Source organism: Comamonas testosteroni (assembly GCF_000761245.1).
Lineage (GTDB): Bacteria > Pseudomonadota > Gammaproteobacteria > Burkholderiales > Burkholderiaceae_C > Comamonas > Comamonas testosteroni_C.
Map to the genome: position 1 here is coordinate 120020 of NZ_AWOR01000057.1, position 21073 is coordinate 141092.

Annotated in this window: 18 protein-coding genes, 3 tRNA genes and 1 pseudogene; 10 read left to right on the forward strand and 12 right to left on the reverse strand. The window is 57.8% G+C overall.

What is annotated here, in order from left to right:
• The first annotated feature begins 3 nt into the window (after positions 1 to 3).
• Positions 4 to 267 carry a GNAT family protein gene (locus P353_RS16900; RefSeq protein ID WP_332835653.1) on the forward strand — a complete coding sequence of 88 codons (264 nt, stop codon included), beginning with the start codon at positions 4 to 6 and terminating at the stop codon, positions 265 to 267.
• A 745-nt stretch (positions 268 to 1012) separates the two neighbouring features.
• Positions 1013 to 1315 carry a hypothetical protein gene (locus tag P353_RS16905; protein WP_034371887.1) on the forward strand — a complete coding sequence of 101 codons (303 nt, stop codon included), beginning with the start codon at positions 1013 to 1015 and terminating at the stop codon, positions 1313 to 1315.
• A 249-nt stretch (positions 1316 to 1564) separates the two neighbouring features.
• On the opposite strand, the gene P353_RS16910 is transcribed toward P353_RS16905, so the two are convergent.
• The 4 genes and pseudogenes from P353_RS16910 to P353_RS16925 all read right to left on the reverse strand — a co-directional run bounded on the left by P353_RS16910 (position 1565) and on the right by P353_RS16925 (position 6447).
• Positions 1565 to 2758 carry a sensor domain-containing diguanylate cyclase gene (locus P353_RS16910; protein WP_034371890.1) on the reverse strand — a complete coding sequence of 398 codons (1194 nt, stop codon included), beginning with the start codon at positions 2756 to 2758 and terminating at the stop codon, positions 1565 to 1567.
• Between the two features lie 564 nt (positions 2759 to 3322).
• Positions 3323 to 4068 (reverse strand): annotated as a pseudogene (rdgC, locus tag P353_RS28345) (recombination-associated protein RdgC).
• A gap of 107 nt (positions 4069 to 4175) precedes the next feature.
• Complete coding sequence (locus P353_RS16920) at positions 4176 to 5384, reverse strand: GGDEF domain-containing protein (RefSeq protein WP_034371893.1); 1209 nt, start codon at positions 5382 to 5384, stop codon at positions 4176 to 4178.
• 373 nt (positions 5385 to 5757) lie between these two features.
• Positions 5758 to 6447 carry an alpha/beta hydrolase gene (locus tag P353_RS16925; RefSeq protein WP_034371897.1) on the reverse strand — a complete coding sequence of 230 codons (690 nt, stop codon included), beginning with the start codon at positions 6445 to 6447 and terminating at the stop codon, positions 5758 to 5760.
• Positions 6448 to 7317: 870 nt separating this feature from the next.
• On the opposite strand from P353_RS16925, the gene P353_RS16930 reads away from it, so the two are divergent.
• Positions 7318 to 7707 carry a hypothetical protein gene (locus tag P353_RS16930; RefSeq protein WP_232776594.1) on the forward strand — a complete coding sequence of 130 codons (390 nt, stop codon included), beginning with the start codon at positions 7318 to 7320 and terminating at the stop codon, positions 7705 to 7707.
• A 332-nt stretch (positions 7708 to 8039) separates the two neighbouring features.
• Here the strand turns inward: P353_RS16930 and P353_RS29295 are convergent, their stop codons facing one another.
• The 7 genes from P353_RS29295 to P353_RS16965 form a co-directional block, all read right to left on the reverse strand.
• Positions 8040 to 8324 (reverse strand): hypothetical protein, encoded by a 285-nt coding sequence (locus tag P353_RS29295; RefSeq protein ID WP_157839625.1) that lies wholly within the window; start codon positions 8322 to 8324, stop codon positions 8040 to 8042.
• 661 nt (positions 8325 to 8985) lie between these two features.
• A complete protein-coding gene (locus tag P353_RS16940) occupies positions 8986 to 9240 on the reverse strand; it encodes a hypothetical protein (protein WP_034350069.1) in 255 nt (84 codons plus the stop codon).
• Between the two features lie 135 nt (positions 9241 to 9375).
• A complete protein-coding gene (locus tag P353_RS16945) occupies positions 9376 to 10011 on the reverse strand; it encodes a CerR family C-terminal domain-containing protein (protein ID WP_034371904.1) in 636 nt (211 codons plus the stop codon).
• A 31-nt stretch (positions 10012 to 10042) separates the two neighbouring features.
• On the reverse strand, positions 10043 to 11299 hold the full coding sequence (locus P353_RS16950; RefSeq protein ID WP_034371907.1) for a M24 family metallopeptidase: 1257 nt from the start codon (positions 11297 to 11299) through the stop codon (positions 10043 to 10045).
• Positions 11300 to 11702: 403 nt separating this feature from the next.
• Complete coding sequence (locus P353_RS16955) at positions 11703 to 12656, reverse strand: alpha/beta hydrolase (protein ID WP_034371910.1); 954 nt, start codon at positions 12654 to 12656, stop codon at positions 11703 to 11705.
• 2 nt (positions 12657 to 12658) lie between these two features.
• Positions 12659 to 13543, reverse strand: a complete 885-nt coding sequence (locus P353_RS16960) for an alpha/beta fold hydrolase (protein WP_034371913.1) — start codon at positions 13541 to 13543, stop codon at positions 12659 to 12661.
• Between the two features lie 38 nt (positions 13544 to 13581).
• Positions 13582 to 14637 carry a sugar phosphate isomerase/epimerase family protein gene (locus tag P353_RS16965; RefSeq protein ID WP_034371915.1) on the reverse strand — a complete coding sequence of 352 codons (1056 nt, stop codon included), beginning with the start codon at positions 14635 to 14637 and terminating at the stop codon, positions 13582 to 13584.
• Positions 14638 to 14834: 197 nt separating this feature from the next.
• Here P353_RS16965 and P353_RS16970 point away from each other — a divergent pair, with 197 nt between their 5' ends.
• From P353_RS16970 to P353_RS16995, 7 genes are all read left to right on the forward strand, one after another.
• A complete protein-coding gene (locus tag P353_RS16970; RefSeq protein WP_034371918.1) occupies positions 14835 to 15395 on the forward strand; it encodes a TetR/AcrR family transcriptional regulator in 561 nt (186 codons plus the stop codon).
• Between the two features lie 808 nt (positions 15396 to 16203).
• Positions 16204 to 16539 (forward strand): arylamine N-acetyltransferase, encoded by a 336-nt coding sequence (locus P353_RS30350; protein WP_198529090.1) that lies wholly within the window; start codon positions 16204 to 16206, stop codon positions 16537 to 16539.
• A gap of 58 nt (positions 16540 to 16597) precedes the next feature.
• Positions 16598 to 16912 carry a hypothetical protein gene (locus tag P353_RS29595; protein WP_196491430.1) on the forward strand — a complete coding sequence of 105 codons (315 nt, stop codon included), beginning with the start codon at positions 16598 to 16600 and terminating at the stop codon, positions 16910 to 16912.
• 931 nt (positions 16913 to 17843) lie between these two features.
• Positions 17844 to 19742 carry a SurA N-terminal domain-containing protein gene (locus tag P353_RS16980; RefSeq protein ID WP_034371921.1) on the forward strand — a complete coding sequence of 633 codons (1899 nt, stop codon included), beginning with the start codon at positions 17844 to 17846 and terminating at the stop codon, positions 19740 to 19742.
• 65 nt (positions 19743 to 19807) lie between these two features.
• Positions 19808 to 19883: transfer RNA gene (locus P353_RS16985), tRNA-His, on the forward strand.
• Between the two features lie 140 nt (positions 19884 to 20023).
• Positions 20024 to 20099 (forward strand) — tRNA-His (locus P353_RS16990).
• A gap of 140 nt (positions 20100 to 20239) precedes the next feature.
• Positions 20240 to 20315: transfer RNA gene (locus tag P353_RS16995), tRNA-His, on the forward strand.
• 461 nt (positions 20316 to 20776) lie between these two features.
• Here the strand turns inward: P353_RS16995 and P353_RS17005 are convergent.
• A partial coding sequence (locus tag P353_RS17005) for a DUF1641 domain-containing protein (RefSeq protein ID WP_034371927.1) occupies positions 20777 to 21073 on the reverse strand: 297 nt, incomplete at its 5' end.

Sequence of the window (21073 nt, forward strand, 5' to 3'; positions counted from 1 at the left end):
ACAATTGAGTTCGGTAAGGTGATGGCTGGAAGCGTGGACTACACCTTGACCAATAGTGACACTGCCGAATGCGGGCGGTTTGTCAGAAAGCAGTTTTTGGGCCGTAACTTGGCAACCATCGCTGTTGTCAAAATGAAGAACGAATTACTCGAAAAGAATGTGAGGTATCTGACCGCGTCCGCCAAGCGGCAAAACATTCGCTCAATTCGAGTAGCTGAGAAATGTGGCATTACTCTCGCTCGAGAGGCAGAGGAGCGACTTTTTTGAACAGTGCGTAGTGTGTCAGTGATGCCTTGGGGTTGGCTGCGCCTGTTCATGAGCTGCAATAGCGGACTTCCAGTAGTCCCTTGGGCTGCACTGATGGTCACTGGCAGTTGCTCACCTGAAACCTGTCGTTGGGCAGTCACTAGCTTTGGCGCTCGGATGACCGCTATGCAGTTGTGACCTATAGGTCACGATGCAGCCATGAGCAGCAGCAACCGCTGCACACCAGCTATCCGTCGACAAAGCTCGGATGACGTCAATGGGTCGATCGCAGGCCCTCGCCAACGACCGCTAACCGGCATGCAAACTTGCGGTCAAACCTCGTCCAGATTTCCCAGTACCGAATGACCGCTCTCGCTGCAAAAATCGTTGCTTTCCAACCTGTCTGAGCTTAGCGTGGCGCTTGGCAGGAGAGTTCATGGCGGCTTGAGAAAAGCCCGCTACGTCAGGCCGGGGCTGCATCTATTGAGATGTAGGCATGGGCTCCAGAAAACAAGCCCGCTTGGTGGCGGGCTGTTCAGCATGAAGAATTTAGAGATTGCTGTTTCTGAGGACTCCAGCCCGACGGTGCTGCTCATCAGGCTCGTAGTGTTAGGTGGTGCCCACTTGTCGTGAACTGGGCAGATGCGGTACCTTACAGATTAGGGCGACTGCGAGGGGATGGCTGATTGGTGTGTTTCGAGAGGATCGGAATATCAACCAGGTTGGCAAGATCCCTCACGCGACGGTCCCTAGCTAGGAGGTCGCCATGGAAACGATTGAACAGATGGCTGAAAGACACATCCGCGAGTCTGAAGCGGACTTGGTTCATATCGATGTGTTGATGAAGCGTGCGCAGAAAATGAGTGCGAACGCTGCCGATCAAGTGGAGGCTGAGAGGCTTTTGGATCAAGCCATGAGGCAGCGCGCTAAGTTGGATCTGCACCTTGCGGCCCTGAAGAGCAAGCAAGAGTCCGATTACGAGAAGCTGGCCGAGGAGGGCAAGCGCTTTAAGGAGACGCTTGCAAAAATAAGGTCGAATATTGAAGTGATGCTGTCTTCCTGGCTTTGACCGCCAAGCGGTTGCGAAGATTGGCAACCGCCGAGCGCTCCTGTGTGGAGCTGCAGTCGGCAAAGAAAGTCTGTTGTGGGGCACATCTTCCTGTATCTGTAGATTGCCTTGCCAGTCCATGGCAATGCACTAAATGATCATGTTCTTGAACATTGGTCCCCTGAAGGCCAAAAGCCCGCTCGGTGGCGGGCTGGGAAAGTTCCCGCTACGGGGTTTTCATAAAGTGCTGCGGCACAGGTCATTTTGCAACTATGGATCAAGGCTGGGGTGAGTGCTCTCGATAGAGATATCCGGATAACTGACTCCCGATACATGTACTTGATCACGTCCAGCATTTTTTGCCTGATAAAGAAGCTGATCGGCTTCTCTCAACGCGTGATCGAGCTGGGATGGATCGGTGATCGGTGAAATCCCAAAGCTCATGGTCAATTTTGTGCCGGAGAGAAGAACGTCATTGTTCGAGCTGAGGTCTCGGCGGATGCGTTGAGCAATTTCCTCTGCATCTCGCAGTGCGATGTCAGTCAACAGAATTACAAACTCTTCACCACCGAACCGTGCAACGAGGTCGCGCTCTCGCACATGGTTTTGTAGAGTCGTCGAGACAAGCCGCAGCACCTTATCGCCACGTTCGTGGCCCCAGGTATCGTTGATTCGTTTGAAGTGGTCTATATCACAGGCCAGCACCGCCATGGGATAGAGCCTGATGTCGGTTAAAAGCTTCAGGGCATATTCATGGAAGGATCTGCGATTTAATATCTGGGTCAAAGTATCGAGGTCGCGTTCTTTCTGTAGTTTGCCAACAGTTTCCTTTGCGGCAATGGCGCTCATGATCAAGGTAAAGAGTATCGCGAAGTTCAATATGCTCACCAGTGTCAAGAGCCAATACGGAGATCTTGGAAATGACCGCGGATCCGGGTATCCCAGCAGCGAAATAATCATGGGTCGAGTAAGGGTGTAGGCTGTGAAGCTGATGCTCAGCCAGAGTAGTGACTTGTCGAGCCAGTCAAATGAGTTCTTCCTTGGATAGACCTGGAGGACAGGTAGCAGTAAAACAAGGCCTGAACCAACACTGAAGGAGCTCACTCGAGCCCAGACGTTTGGGCTGATCAGGCTGAAGTAATACAGCGCAGCTAACGTGATGCTGGCAATCAGTAGCGCTACAAGTGGCAGGGCCGATACACGCCATCTCTCTGCCCAGCTTTTCGCAAGGCACCAAGCGCTCAGCAGGTAGAAACTCCCAATCAAGAGTGCGTAGCGAGTGAGCTCCTCCAGGGGCATCAAGGTTTGAGCTGCAAGAGGCAGTGCAGTGAGTGAATAGGCGCAAGATTGCCAAAGCAAAAAGCGCTGAGATCGTTGGGCGAGCCAAGCAGCGACCAATATGATTGCCAGGGCAAAGATCGCCAGAGGTGGCGTCAGAACCAAGAGGTCGTTATTCGCGAACATATGACCAGAGCCTCCTCGATCGAAGAGCGGTAATACCTGTTCCTTGAGCGCAAAGCGGCAATCTAATTTCACCGTGCCTGTGTTTCGCTATTGGCATCACAATTTATTACAGCGTGCCTCCATCCTTATCCATGTCAGCCTGCTTCTTGTTTAGCGCGATAAATCAGTCAAAAATTGTCATTGCCAAAAATTTCTCCCATGAATGAAATTCATTCAAAGTGATTGATTCCCATTCATCGCTGGCATCTGGATTCATTGCGATTCTTGACGCGTATGCAGTGACCTTTAAATCTCCTGAATCAGAATAGCCTGCTCGTCTTTATGGCCAGCTCCTTGCATTGCTGGACGGCCTCATGAAGGATGTAAGGCTTGCGCACTGCGGTGCGAAGCCATGAGGCTTCGTCGAAGGGCTCCTGTGGCTTGCCGCCAGCCTTTGTGCGCAGACACTGGTTCCACCTTGGAGGCGTAGGCTACGCTGGCGCTAGAGCTCCATTCCTTGTGCGCGCATGTCAGCCATTCGAGTGGCCGAGATAGGGTAGCCGTTGTGATTCGCGAAAGTCAGCCTCATGGAGGCCTCCAAAGAAAGTGCCCGCACTTGGCGGGCAGGTCACCCGCGCCGGTACTGCCGTCACCGCCCAGCGCCTTCATCAGACCGGGGATCAGGAGCGACAGCTCGCCGGTGGCAATGTCTATATCGGTAACGAAGCCGCCGTTGTCATTGCTGCTGTCATCCATGACCGCATCCAGCAGCACGATGTTCTTGATCCGCAGGCCTTCGGTCAGCACGAAGCTCGCGCAGTCGTCCTTGGTCATGGCAAGGCAGGTGGGCAGCTTGCCTTGCTCACTGTGCTTGCGTACCTCACCAATGTCTAGCGGGTGGGGGCGTAGCGCACCACTGCCTTTGACTCGTCGACGGCTTTCAGCTCTGTCTCGTGGCCGGCGCTGAAGCCCGCGGGCGGCTTCTGGGTGATCAGCCAATGAGCCAAGCGGCCTGAGAGAAGGTCTGCGTGTCAAGCAGTTCCAGGGCGAAGCTGGGCAGGCCCTTGAGGAGCTGCGTAACCACCTCGCCGGCGCGGATCTGGACGCTGGCGTACAGCATCAGGGGAGCACCCGAGGATCGATCCGGACCCACATGCTGTCCTGCTTGGCGAAGGCCATGGGCAGCTCGACCTGCGGGCCGCGCTGCTCGCCGCAGGGAGCAACCCAGCCGACAGAGCGCTTCTGTGCCGCGCCGCTGTCTCAGCATCTAGCATCTGCAGATCGCCCTTCCAGCTATCGGCGACGCAGTGAATGATCATGTTCTTGAATATTGGGGCTCCAGAAATAAAAGCCCGCTCAGTGGCGGGCTTGTGCAGTGCAGATTGAAGAGAGGCAGTCTGGAAGTCGCAACGACCAGAGTGCAGGCAGGCTGTGAATTTCACGAGCCGGCTTGGGCATGCGATACGGGCCCCAGCGGTCTTGTGTTCTCGAATGAGATGTCCGGGTAGATTGTTCCTGTGACATGCACACGATCGCGTCCGGCGTTTTTCGCGCTATAGAGGAGTTCATCAGCCTCTTTCAGCGCATGAGGAATGTGCTCTTCATGTGTGATTGCGGTGATGCCGAAGCTCAATGTCAGGGTGGAGCCTGACGGCAGTAAAGAAAGATCGGACTTCAGTTCATTCTGGATGCGCTCTGCAACACGTTCTGCCCCTTGTAAATCGATGCGAGTCAGCAGCAAAACGAACTCTTCCCCACCCATGCGCGCTACTAAGTCATGGTCACGCACATTGCGCTGCAAGCACAAACTGACTGCTTGCAATGTCCTGTCTCCTTGATCGTGTCCCCAGGTGTCATTGATGTGTTTGAAGTGATCGATATCACATGACAGAACGGCTATGGGGTGGCGACGTTTGTCACCAATCACTCTTCGGGCGGACTCATGGAAGGCTCGCCGATTCAAGGCCCGGGTCAATACGTCATGGTCGCGTTCGTGGCGCAACTTGGTGACGGTGTCCTTGATGGCAATGAGCACAGTCACCACGGTGAAGATCAAGGCGAAGAGCAGGACGCTCATTGAAGAGAGCAGCCAGTACACGGAATCCGTATATTCAGCCGGATCCTTGAATTTGAAGAGAGAAATGAATAGGGGGCGAATGAGCGTGAAGACCGTAAAGACGAGCGAGACCGCCAGCAATACCTGATCTAGCCAGTCCTTAGGACGCCGGGCCCGAAGCGCGGCCGCGATGGGGAGCAGCATCACGAAGCCTGTCCCGATACTGAGTACATACAGCCGTGCCCAGAGACTCGGAGCGTTTTGGCTAAAGTAAAAAATCGCTGCCATGGTCGAAATGCCGATAAGCAATGCGGCTTTCGGTTGCGCGGCCACGCCCCAACGCTCTGTCCAGCTCTTTGTGAGAAACCAAGCGCCGAGCAAATAGAGCGTGCCAGTGAGTAGGGCATATTGATTGAGTACCGCTGGAGTCACGACGGTCTGAAAGCCCAAAGGTATAGTCAAAAAAGCATACGCACAGCACTGCCAAAGCAGAAAGTTCTGTTGGCGTAAGAACAGCCAACACACACCAAGGAGCCCCGCCAAGAAAAAGATCGCCATTGATGGAGCGAGCACAAAGAGATGTTCAGGCATTAAGTTCTTGATTCTGGAGATTCTGGTAACTGACGGAGAGCTGGATACCGCCGCCTACAGGCCAATGTGCGTTGTTCGAGAGTGAGTGCTACTCCTCCTTGAATACAAATTAACAATAGCAACTAAAAGCAACTGCTTGACGTTAAACCCTGAAAAATGACCCAGAAACTGCGCCGTGTTGTGTTTGTCGACAGAAATTTTTCAGAAATCAGAGGGTTGACCCTTGTCCAAAAAATGTCGGAGGGCCTGTCATTTGAGGCCTCAAAGAACAAAGCCCGCAATACTGCAGGCTTGGGTCGAGAGATCTAAATCAACTCACTCGTCGCTGAGCGGAAGTCCTGTAAGGACTAGGTTCCCTCAGAATGAAATGCCCTCAGACAGTCGACGTCGCGGCTTCCTGAATCAGCTTGGCGATTTCGGCGGGATGGGAGGCGAGAGAGGCATGGCTGGCATCCAGTGTGAGAACCTTTTTGGGACTCATGCGGCCGGACATCCAAACCTGGTTTTCAGGGGCAATCATCCGGTCCTGGCTAGACACTTGGTACCAGCAAGGCTTGTGTTTCCATGCTGGCTCGCTAACGGTATCTCCAAAAGTGCTTGCCAGAGGTGCCTTCTGGGTTGCCGCCATGACGAACCCATCGTCTGCTGAAAGATCCTGGCAAAAACTTTCGTGGAACTTGTCTGGCTTCAGCCACAGATAGCCGTCGCTGTCAGGAGCCAGGTTCGGGGCGGCGGCAGGCAAGTGCTTTTGTGTGATGCCACCGGGACTCTCACCCTTATCAGGAGCAAAAGCCGCGACGAAGACGAGCGCGGTCACATTCGGGTGGTTGCCTGCTTCGCTGATGACTGCTCCTCCATAAGAGTGTCCAACTAACACGACCGGACCGCCAACCTGAGCGATCATTTTGCGGGTGCGCTCGGCGTCATCGGCAAGAGAAGTCAGAGGATTCTCTACTGCCCGTATATCCTCGTAGCCCAGGCTCTTGAGCTCCAGAATGACCTTGGCCCAATGGGCTGCACCGCCCCAAAAGCCGTGCACAAGTATGACCGTTGGCTTGCTCATAGCGCTAACTCCTTGTTGGTTGATCGCTGTATGGCGGTGTGGAAATCGCTTCAGTTGATGGCGAAAAAGCCATTGCTACCCTCTGCAGTCGCTGCAGTCGAGCAAATATAAATTCAAGCCTCTGAAGGGGTTTGTAAGGTTTGGTCTGACATTCGGATGGCTCACAAATCCTTACCTTTAGCATTTCCTGATCGTCCTCGCTTGCTGGTGTCTTCGCTGGAAATAAGGATTCATCTGCCAGGGCAGGAGGGCTGGCCAGCAAGGCTAGTGCCATGCAGGTGCCAGCGATCCGGATCAGACCGTTGACATTCGTTCTCATGACTTCCTGGGGGCCGCTTGTCCCGCAAGCGCGAGCGTCTATCAGAATTGCGGCGGTTGCACCTAGATCGGCCTTGCGTCGGGTGTAAGAGCCATCACCACAGCCGCGCCGACTGGGCAGAAGAAGCCAAGAGGGTCAGCGCCCGCTGAAGGGGGAGCAGTAGCGGGTGAGCAGTAGCGTTGTCCCCGGGGCGGCGTGATCAGGCGCTGGGCGGCTAGGAGCAGCGTGTGGGCCGGAGTGCGAACGTGCGGCCATTTCACAAGCCTTCCTTCCCGCACAAGCATTGCACGAGGTCGTCATCAAGGGGCTGCTGGTGAGCGACGGGGTGCATGAAATCTCCTGTGTGCCAAGAAAAAGCCCGCGAGCGATTGCTACGGGCTTTAGTTGAGAGGCTGTGTTTTTCGTGGCGGCTGGGACGTCAGGTTCTCACCGTGCCGCCAGCATCCAGCCGGCCGATGGGGAAAGCCGGTTTGATATGCTGACAAGCCATCGAAACTAAGAGGAAAGTTATGCCCAGCTTGGGAGCGATCGCGCTAGTCGCTGGAGGCGCGATGAGCGCGTTTGCCGCAGTAGCGCACTTGGCGTGCATCGCAATCGGAGCCCCCGCATACCGAGTGATGGGGGCGAGCGACAGGATGATCCGCGCTGCTGAGAAGGGAAAAGCATGGCCAGCACTGATAACGCTTTTCATCGCAATGATTCTGTTCCTTTGGGCGGGTTACGCATGGGCTGGCGCTGGTGTCATTGCGCCTTTGCCGCTGAGCAAACTCTCACTCACGGCGATCTGTGCCGTGTATTTGGTGCGGGCGATCGCATTCCCTTTTCTCAAACCCGTGTTTCCTGCAAACACGCAGACTTTCTGGCTGGTGTCATCTGGGATATGTCTTGTGATCGGGCTGTTTCATCTGGTTGGCATCATTGAATTGTGGGGTGCACTCTAGGCGCTTCTCAGAGCATGCGGTGCTTGGCGCAAGCGCTCTTGAATAGAGCGCTGACGACCTTGCGGGTCATGCCTTGGGAATGGTCAGAAAGGGCGGGTGGAGGGGATCCCAAGCCCGGCGTAACAGGTTGATGGCGCTGGGTTTTGCACGATGCTTTTCAGGCAATCAGCATGAGTATGGCCTACCGAATGGCCTCGCTAAAGCTCTGCGGGGGAAGGCACATGCATGCCACACGCTACAGAGCATGTATGGAGTCGCAGCCATGAGCATGAAATTTCAAGCAATCTGATCAGCCTCGCATTGGCTTTTTTCGCTTGCAGTGGGCTGGGAAGTCAACGGCTGGCGAGCTGATGTGTGCATCGCCCATGCCGAAAGCGCCCAGTCAAAACAGCCCGTAGCCCGGTGTCAGCAAGCAGGAAGCTATTGAACACAAAGCGACCACCGTGCTCACTCGCGGTGCTACCCAGGAGGAGCACACCCATGAATACACGCAAAAAATGGCTGCCCTGGTGGCTGCCTCCACTGCTGCTGCCTGCATTACAGGCCTGCAGTGCAACATCTTCAATGCCCAGCTTGGCAGTGATGCCGCAGCCTGCCGAGATCTTGTCGATCAGCACCAGCGACTCGCGGCCCTTGCTGCAGAGGACTCAGCACTGAGCTGGCGAGCTTGGTGATCTGGTCAAAGGCGATGCGCCAAAGTAAATCTGCTGCAAGGCCAGGTGGTCGTGGACCGGGCGCTGATCAGGAGTGTTGGTGTAGTTGGTGGCTACTAGGGGCGATCAAATGAGCTCGACCTGAGCAGTGAGCACATGGTGGGTTTCATTCAGGAGCCGCGCTACAGCGCTACAGGTTTTGATAGCGCTGCTGTGGCCTTATCGAATCATTGGTCACGCATTGGCTCGATAGCGCGTATCCGATGACTCGGCCAGTTTTGATGGAAAAGAGGTTGTGGCAGACCACATTGCCGTTATCGGCGCAGCTCCCAAAGAAAGTCGTTTCGCAGCAGTACGCGCCCCGTCAGGTGCTGACGTAGTCGCGAACTTCAACGCCAGGCGAAGCGGCGTGTGCCTTCATAGGCATGGCGGAGAAGATAGGAGCGCCTCCACCGGCATTACTTGCCAGCTATCAAGGCTGGCTTGCCGAACCGCTGGCTCGATAGCGCAGCCGACCAGCACTGCAGAGGCAGCACCAGCCACGGCAAACTGAAAAGCTCTCATCTGCCTCAGTCCTCCTGAGCGAAGGAATACAGCAGAGGAGTAGCTTTGGTCTCACAGACTCTCAGTAACCTTCGATCAAAGGCATTTCCGTCCCATCGACCGCAATCATCACTCCTGTGGTGCTGGTGTCGATTTCAATTGGGACTCCCCACAACTCATTGGGCTTGCCGAAAGAGTTGACGTGATTGAACTGCCGCAGTTCTTCCGGCGGCAGTTTGATGAGCTTGGGGTAGGCATTGTTGTGGGCCTTCCAGTGACGGAGGAAGGACTGGCAAACGCGTTTGTGGACTGTGTTGATCGGTGATTCATCGGTCATGACGGAATTGTCTCAGAGCCAGCCGGCGTGCCTGGCGTCCAACGGGACACGGGCAGAAGCGGAATGGTGACCGGTCGACGCCAACATCGACTTCAGGCTGATCTTAGTTACTCGCAGCCGCAGGCTTGAGAGGCGTCAGGAGCAGGCCGCAATTGCCATGTCGCCAACCATTTCGGCAATGTCCGCAACGTCCTTCCGGGACAGGGCCGATATCCCAAGTCGACGCAACAGCGCCTCGCGTGCGACCGCAAACGCGAGCGCTTGGCCTAGGACCGCGTGGGCACGAAGTACCTGATCGCGCTGACCTCGGTCCTCGTTCCGAATGTCGGCCACCAGATCCGCGACGTTCGTGTGCAAGGGCACGAACAGCCGCGTGTAGAGTGCATCGAATTTTTCCGTCGGCCGCAGCTGTTCGCGCGCCAGCAGCAGGCTGCCCGCTATCGACGTTTCGGAGTCCAGCAAGGCTCGCACAAAGTCCTGCATGAGCGACTTGAGGGCTGCGCGAGCCTCGTCGGTACAGGCGACCGTGGGCTGGCCCAGGTCGAGGCGGTCGACGATGCCAGCGGCCACATGCTCCAGCACGGCCGCATATACGCCCTCCTTGCCACCGAAGTGGTAAGGGATTGCAGACTGGTTCACGCCTGCTTCGTCCACCAGCTGCCGAGTCCGTACGCCGTCGAGCCCCTGGCGGCTGAACAGGGTCAGCCCGGCGCGGACAAGCCGGTCCCGGGTGTCTCGGGTGCGCGCATTGAGCGTGTCCGGGTCTTTCATCAATGTCGTTGTTTCCTGTGTTCAGGCCTTGCTAGATATCGGCATGCATCAGCCGCGTGGAGTTGTCGTTCAACTCCACGCCTGCCGTGGAGCCGACCAGTACCGTGCCGCCAATATTGGCCATGTGCCGCCCGAAGGCGCAATTCGGCTCAAAGGCAAAGCACATGCCCTCTTGCAGCGGGACGTCGCGTCCCACGGTGGGCAGCCTCTTGAGCGCCGGATACCTGGCAGCCTCGGGCAGCGATTCTATGCCCGGCGCCGTGCCAAATCCTACAGGACCGTAGGGATTGATGCTGTGAATCAACGGATGGACATGCCAGCCACCTGCCGCCAGCAACGGTGCCTCCATCGCATCGACCACATCGCCGAAAGTGCGGCCAACGCGCAGAGTCTGCACACCCGCCTCGTAGCTCGCGCGGGCGACATCGGCCGCACGCAGGATATCGGGATGCACTTCGCCAAGGGCCACGGCCGCCTGATGCTGGGTTTCCAGCATGCCGTACAGGGCGAATATCTCTGACAGGATCAAATCCCCTTCGCGCAAAATCCTGGGCGTCTGGGCGCGGTACTGCCATGCTGCAGGTCCCCAGCCCACATATTCCGGGCCGGACCCGAGCAGGATTTCGGCCGTATAGCCCCCCATCGAAAAACAGGTTGCCGTCACCGCCGAGACCAATTGAGCCTCGGATACCCCCGGCTTGGCGGTGGCCCGAAGCGCCTCGCTCATCGCTTCGCCGATATCCGCGGCGTGGCGCAGCAATACAAGTTCTTCGCTGCTTTTTACGCAAGCGCGTTTGAAGAATGCCCGGAACACCGGAACGAATGCCGCATCTGGCATCGCCTCTTCCAACGCCTGAAGCGTCCTGGCTGGCATGGCACCGTCAAAGTAAAAGGGAGGATAGGGTTCCAGCCCGATGATGCCGATCCGGGTGCCATTCATCCCCCGGCTGGCCAGCCAGGCCCCGACGTCGCGGCCCGTCTTGCCGACGAACAACTGCTCGGGTGCTATCCACTGTAGATCGCCGCGAAGTGCCGCTTGCATGTGGTCGGCCACCATCAGCGATGCAAAGGTGTAGACCCGCGGCGCTTCTTCGCCAATGAAAACCACCATCGACCCGGGCCGGTCGTTGGTGAAGTAGCAATCCTGGGCAAAGCCGGCAGGCGCACAGGCTTCCCGGTCCCCATAGACGATCAAGGCCTCCAACCGCTCGTCATGCATCAGCTCGCGCGCAAGTTGCCAGCGCCGGTCGCGTTCAGTGAGGGTCAGAGGAGAAGGGAAAGTGGGCATGACAAGGTCCTGACGTAAGGGCTGAGAGTGTTGCGAATGTAATTCATTCGAATGAATTAATCAATGAACAAGAAACTGGCCCTACGCCGCGCCAGGCTGGCACGGGGTGCAAAGAGGGGCGCGACCGTGCCATCGCGCACGGCGGTCCACCTCGCCCTCCGTGCCGTGCTTCCTGGCCGCGCAGCCTGTAAAGGCTTGCACCGCGGGCTCGACGCCGAAGGTGACATCTGTCACATCAATGCATCGAGCCATTTAGTCATTGCCGGTCCTTCAAGCCGCGACACCTTAGTCAAGCTCGGGCGGCAATGCGCTGAACGCGCAGGTCGCCGCGGGCAAGCCAGTTGGACTGGCCGGCGCAGTGCAGCCTTGTCGTCAAGACGCGGCAGAGGATGGATGACTGGCCTTAGCCCAGTGCCCGTCGAACGCCGATGCCTGCCATGTCGAGCAGTTGGCGCGCTGCCGGGGCCAGCCCCAGCATGTGGATGCACCCATGGATCATGCCCGGCAGGCGCACGGCCGTCGCGAGCGTGCCACCCTCCTGCAGGCGAGCAGCATAGGCTTCGGCTTCATCGCGCAGTGGGTCATACTCGCAACTGATCACCGTGGCAGGAGGCAAACCGGCCAGGCTTTCGGCGCGCGACGGGGACACTTGCTCCAGTCGCCCTTGCGCAGGATCTGCAAGATAGGCCTCGTAGCAATACGCCATGGTCGCCCGGGTTAGGGAGTGGCCATCACCGAACAGATCGAAGGACGGGGAGTCCATGGCGGCGTCCAGTGCCGGGTACAGCAATAGTTGGTGGGCAATGCTCGGCGCACCGCCCGCACCCCAACCATCTCCATGCCTAGCGGCCAGACAGGCTGCTGCAGCGAGGTTGCCGCCCGCGCTGTCTCCGGCCACGGCGATGCGGGAGCGGTCCAGTCCAAGTCTTTCGGCCTGTTCGAAGGTCCAGCTCAAAGCGTCGCAGAAGTCTTGCAGCGGCACCGGAAAGCGGTGCTCGGGGGCCAGCCGGTAGTCCACCGAGATCACCACCGCCTGCGTCGCAACAGCGAGCGCACGGCAGGGGTTGTCGTACAGCTCCATGGAGCCGAGGCACCAGCCCCCGCCATGCGCGAAGACCAGGGCAGGCTGGGGCGCGTCGGATGCCGACGGCCAGTACACACGCAGACGCAGCGGGGCACCGTCGCGCGCACGCAGCGTGAAATCTCCCGTGCGCGCAACGGGTTCGGCCGGCCCATGCAGTGCACGCAGTCCGATGTCAGTGGCCTGCCTCAACTGCGCCAGCGTGGGCGCAGTTGGGGGCTGGGACATCCGGGCCTGCTCCCGCAGGTAGCGGGCAATATCAGTGTCCAGAGGCATGATTACCGCGTCCTTTGCAAGAACGGCAGCAGTTCGGCGATGAAGGCCTGGGCCGCCTCCTCCATGATGAAGTGGCCACAGTCGGGAACGATCACGCCGGACAGATCATGGGCATGCCCGCGCAAGGTGGCCAGCGGCGCATCGCCTGTGGCGTGCTCGGCGCCTATGGCCAGCACCGGCATGCCCAGCGGGCGCTTTGCGCGCTCACGATTCTGTCGAATGGTCTCGGGAATCGCCCGGTAATAGGCGAAGCCGCCGCGCAGCCCGCCCGGTGCCGCATAGGCATCGACATAGGCATCAACGGCCACACGATCGCGCCGCAGCGACCATCGATTGAACATGAATTCCAGATAGGCGCGTTCGCGGCCTGCGATTAGAGTCTCGGGCAGGTCGGCCAGTTGATTGAACATGAAATGCCACAGGAAGATGTTCTGCTCGGGCGGGGCGAAGATGCTGGGCTCTGGAGCCAGGCCCGGGATCACGGCCTCGGTCAGCGCAAGCGATTGCACGGCCTGGGGCTGGTCGCTGGCCAGCGCATAGGCCACCCACATGCCCACATCGTGGCCCGCGACCTGGTAGCGCTCGTGGCCCAGCGCCAGCATGGTGCGGTGCAGGGTCTGCGCGATGGCACCAGTGTCGTAGCCCGTCTCAGGCCGGTCCGAAAAACCGGTGCCCGGCGGATCGACGGCAATCGCCTGAAAACCCTGTGCAGCCAGCGCTTGCATGACATGGCGCCAGGCATACCAGGTCTGGGGCCAGCCCGGGATCAGCAGCACCGGCGAGCCCTGGCCGGCCAGGATGCAGTGGACGCGGTGGCCGTCGATGCGCACATAGTCGTGGGTGAAATCGTCCTGGGCGTGCGCCAGGGAGGAAGGGAAAGCGTTCATGAGTCTGTTTCCTTGTCCGAATCGGTGGCCGGGGGTGCTCAGGCGATGCCGAGCATGGTGTTGATCTGGCGCTGGTCCACGGGGGCGCCGGCGAAGTCGTCGAAGATCCTGTCGGTCACGCGAATGATGTGGCGGTTGATGAAGTCCACGCCTTCGCGTGCGCCGTCCTCCTGATCCTTGAGGCAACACTCCCATTCCAGCGATGCCCAGCCCTGGTAGTCGTACTGGGCGAACTTGGAGAAGATGGCCTTGAAGTCCACCTGCCCGTCACCCAGAGAGCGGAAGCGCCCCGCCCGTTCCAACCAAGAGGAATAGCCTCCGTAGATGCCCTGGCGCCCGCTGGGCAGGAACTCCGCGTCCTTCACATGGAACATGCGGATGTGCTCGCGGTAGATGTCGATGTAGTCTAGGTAGTCCAGCTGCTGCAGCACGAAGTGGCTGGGATCGAACAGGATCTTGCAGCGCTCATGCTGGCCGACCAGTTCATGGAAGCGCTCGAAGCTCGTGCCGTCGTGCAGGTCCTCGCTGGGATGGATCTCGTAGCACAGGTTTACGCCCTGCTCGTCGCAGGCGTCCAGGATGGGGCGCCAGCGGCGTGCCAACTCCTCGAAGGCGGTCTCGATGAGGCCCGCTGGGCGCTGCGGGAACGGGAACAGATAGGGCCAGGCGAAGGAGCCCGAGAACGTGCCCATCTCCGTCAGGCCCATGCGGCGCGAGGCGCGGGCCGAGCGCTTGAGCTGCTCCAATCCCCAGGCCGTGCGCGCCTGGGGATTGCCGCGTACGGCCTCGGGGGCGAAGCTGTCGCACATGGCGTCGTAGGCAGGATGCACGGCGACGAGCTGGCCGAAGATGTGCGTGGTCAGCTCGCTGGCCACCAAGCCGTGCGAGGCAAGCATGCCGTTGACGTCGTCGCAGTAGGCCTGGCTTTGCGCGGCGGTGGCCACGTTGAACAGGCGCTGGTCCCAGGCCGGGATCTGCAAAGCCTTGAAGCCCACGCCAGCGGCCCAGCGCGCAATGTCCTCCAGCGAATTGAACGGTGCCTTGTCATCGGCGAACTGGGCGAGATGAAGGCTTGGTCCCTTGATGGTCTGCATGTGTTTTTCCTTGTTTTGATGTATTGTTTGTCAATCGACAAAGAATGGTATCACGCAAACGTAGTCGTTTTCGACAGATAGGTGTGCTGCGGCGTGGATGACACGCCGCTAAGATGCCGCACCGACTTTTGAGAGGAACAAGGAAGATGGCTGGAAGACCCAGGGAATTTGATCGGGACCAGGCGCTGGAGTGCGCCATGCTGGCGTTTTGGCAGCGCGGTTACGAGGGCACATCCATGGCCGACCTGGTCCAGGCCATGGGCATCGCCTCGGCCCGCATCTATGCTGCCTTTGGCAGCAAGCAGGCGCTGTTCCGCGAAGCCATACAACGCTATGAGTCCGGGGCCGGCTGCTTTGCCGATCGGGCCCTGGCCGAAGAGTCATTGGTGCGTGAAGCCATTTCACGCATGCTGCGCGATGCAGCGACCACCTATACGGAACCAAGCCGACCACAAGGTTGCATGGTTGTCATGGCTGCGACCAATTTTGCGCAAGAGAATGAGGAAGTGGCAGCCTGGCTGGCCGTGCACCGTCGCCAGCGAACGCAGTCCATCATCGACCGACTGCAACGCGCAATGGACGAGGGCGAGTTGCGAAAAGATGCGGATGTGCAGTCCTTGGGTGACTTCTATGCCACGCACTTGCACGGTATCTCAGTACAGGCTCGTGACGGCGTGTCGCGCCCGCGCCTGCTGGCTGCTTCCGCGACCGCTATGGGGGTGCTGGACCAAGCGTTGTGCCCGGCCCTGAAGCCTTGAGCTGCAGTGCAGCTAGAGTGAGTTTATGGACAATTGAGTCAGGCGCTTGTTCAAGCGGGGCAAAGGCTGATTCCTGAGCCCATGTCGCCCTGCAGATGGCCCGGGCATAGAGTTCATGGAGGGGCGCTAGCAGCGGTTTGCACAGTGGTTCGGTGAGGGTGCGTGGGCACGCGTGGCGGCTTACTTCGAGCCAAGCCACTGCAGCGCGCTCTATTGATACTTAAGCGTCACTCACTGGAAAGCCATCGTTGACCCACACCGGCATCGGCCTCCGGATGACCGTTATTGAGCCGTGACGGCGAGGTCATGCTATCCATCAGGTCGGCGACAACCGAAGCATCGCGGACATCGACAGGCGAGTCTGAAACGACACGCGTGTGTCGTGTGCCGCCGAGGCTTTCGGTCAGGAGCAGCAGCTCGCTCGGCCCTGCCCAGGGCCAGGCGACGACAGGTTGCTTCCACTCGAGCTGGGCAGCTTAGTCGCTGCACATTCAAGTGCCATGAATTGCAAGAGTTCGGAGGAGGCGCCTATTACTGAAGTCCGGACCGGTTACACAAAAATTCGGGCATACGCTCTCTGAATCCATTTGTCCTATAGGTTGGTCTCTGTGAGACAGGCATAACTTACAGGGCGCCTCCAATCTAAAGCAGTCCATGAGAGGAAAGCCCGAAATGGCACATGACTCATCAAGCCAGAGTGGAATGACCCTGAAGTCTGAACAGTTGGGCGCCTATCTCGCAAAGATCGGGGTCAATCAGCCTGCTTCTCTCGACAACGACAGTCCGTCAAACTTCATCGGGCGATCTCATGACCTTTACCTGGGAGGCACTGGCTGCTTTCATCGAATGGCCGTCTTGGATCGCGCCAGCCGCTGCCTTCACGAAAATGGTTAATGGCCAGCGCGGAGGCCAGTGCTACGAGATGAGCGGGCTGTTTGGGGCTGCACACAACGCTCCAGGGTTTCGAGTGACCCGCCGGTGTAGCGGTGTCAAACGTGAAATCCTGTGTGACGCTGTCATTGGCAACCATATGAGCTTGCGTGTTGATCTCGATCGCCCCTATCTCGCTGAGGTCGGCTTGTCCGATGCCATCGTTGAGTCTGTGTCGCTTACCTCCGGGGCCGATCAGCCAACGTGGCTTTGACTTTTTGATCATGCCGACGGACGACGGTTGGCTGCGTTTCAGGAACCATACATGCGGCATGGCGCACAGTTTCGACTTCCGGCCCGATTACAGCGATGAGGTTGCCATCTCCACCATGCTTGGCTGGCTGACGCGGGATCCTGGCTCTCCGTTCACCAACGCGCTGGCGATCCTGCGGCATACCCCAAAATGGCTATGTCGGCCTGAAAAGCGACTACCTGTGCAGCGTAACGGCAGACAGCACTACCGAAAGCGCATCACGAGCGCCGAACAATTGGCCGGCACGTTCGAAACGATTTTTCACATCAACATTCCCCAGTATGGGGGTGTCTGGGAAAAGACCCAGGCGATCGGTGGTGATGCAACTACCTGAACGGCCCTGGCGATAAGCCGAAGTTTGCAGAAGACGGTGAGGGTCATCAGGAGCTTCTTGTTCCCCGAGACGATCTGCCAGCGCTTATCGACGGCCCTGCTGGCGTCAGTTGACTCTCACGCAAGTGCTGGGTGGAGAAGGGCCATCTCCTGGAAGGCGCCTGACGTGCACTAGAGCAGATTTGTCGCCAGTGTCGGCCTGTCTTGGTGCGGCGCAGTTCGGCTTCCTTCTGGGAAGTGCCAGCTCGGCCAGAACCAACCGAGTACGTTCACCGAATGGTTGTTTGCGCTCGGGGACGTCGATGCCATGCCGCCTCACCTTGACCTTTTCACATTGCCCAGGCTCTTCACATCGGGCGCTCAGGGTGTTGTCTTTGAGATGCCGACGACAAGGCCAAGGAGGACGCCGGACAGTGTTGGATTAGGGCGTTCTGCGAGCAGTTTCCATTGCCTGGACCAGGCGTCAAACCGTGCATGCCTTAGCAGTCGAGTGCGTGTGTGTCATCCTCGAGTGTGGACGGTCAGGAAAGTTGGAGACTGCTGCAAGTTGCTGATATTTATGGAGATATGAGGCTTTGCGCAGGGTAGGTTGGCGGTTCGATGCATCCAGTACCCACCACCAAAGCGCAAAGAAGGCTTGGGGGGTACTAGGCCTTCTTTGCGTTTTGGCGTTTGTTGCTACTGGAGGTGAAGGTTGTTCGGGGTATTTCTATGCAAGATGCACTGGCTAGACAGCGGCAATGGAAAAGCTGGCAGTTAGAATGGACAGGATTAGCCTAACCCTGTTGGTGGAGGTTGGATGGCAGTTCTGTAGAGCATCAGTGCCCTGTAGAGGCCCGGTCGGTGGCGCAAGCGGGTCGCACGGCTTTCACCATTTTTAATGAGGCGAACGTAAGTTCGCCTTTATTTTTGCTGCCGCAGAAAGATTGACCATGTTCGAATCCATCCGCAAGCATTCCAAGTTCGTGATGATCTTGTTGTTCTTGCTGATTATTCCCTCTTTCATTTTTGTCGGAGTCAACCAGAACTACTTCACCGAGTCCAGCCAGACTGTGGCCCGCGTGGATGGGCATGACATCACCCAGCAGGACTGGGATAACGCTCACAGGGCTGAAAGCGACCGCCTGCGTGCGCAGAATCCGACCATGGATGCCAAGCTGCTCGACTCGCCAGAGGCGCGTTATGCCACGCTGGAAAAGCTGGTGCGTGATCGTGTGCTGGCAGCTGCTGCAGCCAAGATGCACCTGACAACGCCCGATGCACAACTGGTGCGTACCTTGCGTGAGATTCCCGCGATTGCCTCCTTGCAAAAGCCCGATGGCTCGCTGGATGCTGAAGCCTACAAGGCTCTGGTGGGCTCGCAGGGCATGACTCCCGAAGGATTTGAAGCCAATCTGCGTCGTGAACTGGCTCTCAATCAGGTACTGGGTTCCGTGTCCTCGACCAGCTTCACGACTGCTGCACAGTTGCAGCAGGCCATGGATGCTCTGTATCAGCGCCGCGAAATTCAGGTTGCCCGGTTTGATGCCAGCGCTTTTGTAGGCAAGGTACAGCCCACGGAAGCCGAACTCAAGGCGTTCTATGAATCGCACACCAGCCAGTTCAAGCAGCCCGAGGCTGCCACAGTGGAATATGTGCAACTGGATGTGGCGACGGTAGAGAAGAGCATTGTTCTGAGCGAAGATGATCTGCGCACCTATTACAAGGAAAACGCGGCCCGTCTTGCCGGCCCAGAAGAGCGTCGTGCCAGCCACATCCTGATCAATGCGGCCAAGGATCTTCCCGCTGCAGAGCGGGAAAAGGCCAAAGCCAAGGCAGAGCAACTGCTGGCCCAGGTGCGCAAGGATCCCAAGAGCTTTGCCCAGGTGGCCAAGGCCAATTCGCAGGACCCCGGCTCTGCTGCCAATGGTGGTGATCTGGGCTACTTCGGTCGCGATGCCATGGTCAAGCCATTTGAAGAAGCCGTTTTCAAGATGAAGCAGGGCGACATCAGCGATGTGGTCGAGTCTGACTTTGGCTTTCACATCATCGAGCTGACCGGCATCAAGCAGCCCAAGGTCCCCTCGTTCGAGGAAATGCGCCCCAAGCTGGAAGCAGACCTCAAGCAGCAACAGGCTCAGCGCAAGTTTGCAGAGGCGGCCGAAGCCTTCTCCAACGCCGTGTACGAGCAGTCCGAAAGCCTCAAGCCTGTGGCCGAAAAGTTCAAGCTGAGCATTCACAAGGTCGAGAACGTGACGCGTGAGCCAGCCCCTGATGCTCAAGGTCCTCTGGCCAGCAAGCGTTTCCTTGAGGCACTGTTCTCCGCAGACTCTCTGGAGAACAAGCGCAATACCGACGCAGTGGAGCTGGCTCCCAGCAACCTAGTGGCTGGTCGTGTGCTGAGCTATGCTCCTGCGCATACCCAGTCCATGGATGAAGTGGGTGAGAAACTCAAGCAGCTATATGTGGCGCATCAGTCTGCAGAGCTGGCCAAGCAAGAAGGCAAGGCCAAGATGGCCGAATGGAAGACCAAGCCTGAAGCAGCTCAGCTGCCTGCGGCCGTCGAGGTGGGGCGCGATCAAGCCAGGGATCTGCCGCGTGAAGTGCTGGATGCGGCATTGCGCGCCCCCACGAATGCCCTGCCTGCATGGGAGGGTGTCGACCTTGGCAATGCAGGTTACGCGGTGATAAAGGTCAACCGCATTGCCCAGCGTCCTGCGCAAGATGCTCAGGTGCTGGAGCAGCAAAAGGCGCAGTTCACACAGTGGTCTTCCATGGCTGAAGTCATGGCCTACTATGAACAGTTGAAGAAGACCTTCAAGGTCCAGATCAAGGTGCCGCGTCCTCAGTAAGGCATTTAAATCAGGCGCAAGTTTATTTGCGGTCTGATTTATGCATTACAATAGATGCTTCTACGGTGGCTGTAGCTCAGTTGGTAGAGTCCAGGATTGTGATTCCTGTTGTCGTGGGTTCGAGTCCCATCAGCCACCCCAGAATTTTGAAAACGCTCTGCAGCGCAGAGCGTTTTTACTTGATGAGAGGTATTTACCTTGAATCGTTGCTAGTTCAGTGTTTATTGCTCTCAATTTTGATTTGAAGGCTCAAATTCTGAAGTAGAATAGATGCTTCTACGGTGGCTGTAGCTCAGTTGGTAGAGTCCAGGATTGTGATTCCTGTTGTCGTGGGTTCGAGTCCCATCAGCCACCCCAGAATTTTGAAAACGCTCTGCAGCGCAGAGCGTTTTTACTTGATGAGAGGTATTTACCTTGAATCGTTGCTAGTTCAGTGTTTATTGCTCTCAATTTTGATTTGAAGGCTCAAATTCTGAAGTAGAATAGAAACTTCTACGGTGGCTGTAGCTCAGTTGGTAGAGTCCAGGATTGTGATTCCTGTTGTCGTGGGTTCGAGTCCCATCAGCCACCCCAGTTTATAAAATGCCTCACAGGTTTTCTTGTGAGGCATTTTTGTTTTTGCTGCCCTGCCGAGCAGGGGGCACAGGCCGCTTTGAAGTTCTACTTCCTCGCTAAACAGGCCGTCCGGCGTTGAATGTCTCGTGACAATGGTTGAGCTTGTGCATTGCACCACCTGCATGCTGTTGGCGGTGCTGCGCACCTTCAGTTGCCGCCATGGCTGAGCTGCGGCTGCCCCACAGCTCGGCAGTTGCCGACTGCAACTGGTGGTGCAACGTGTTCTGCCAGTACCTTGCGGGACTGTCCGAAGGGGGTGGCAGGGTAGGGTTTGGCGTTGCGCAGGCGGCGCAACTATTCAGGAGGCAAGGCCTCATAGATTTGTTTGCTCTCGAGCTGGCTGAAACGCATTTCTGCCAGCTGCCGCTTGCGAATTTCAGGACTTTATCGACCTGGCCGGAGCTGCGAAGAACTTGTCTTCAGTCCGCTGTGTAGTCGATAGGGTCATAGGCATGTTGCCGGCCCAATGCGCCAGCCATGGATAGCAGGAACGCCAACCCACGGCGCGCATCTGGCTCACCTGCCATGCGAAGAAGGCCAATTAAAGTTGGTGTTGTCTCGAGTCGCTCCATCCGGGCGGCGGCCATACGGGCCGCGTTGCCGGCTGACCATGCTGCAGATACGCTTTCTTCGAAAGCTCTGGCCAGCTTCTCGACCATGTACGCGTCGCTCATATCGACCGCATCGGCAGCCACGGAAAGCAGGTCTACGACACG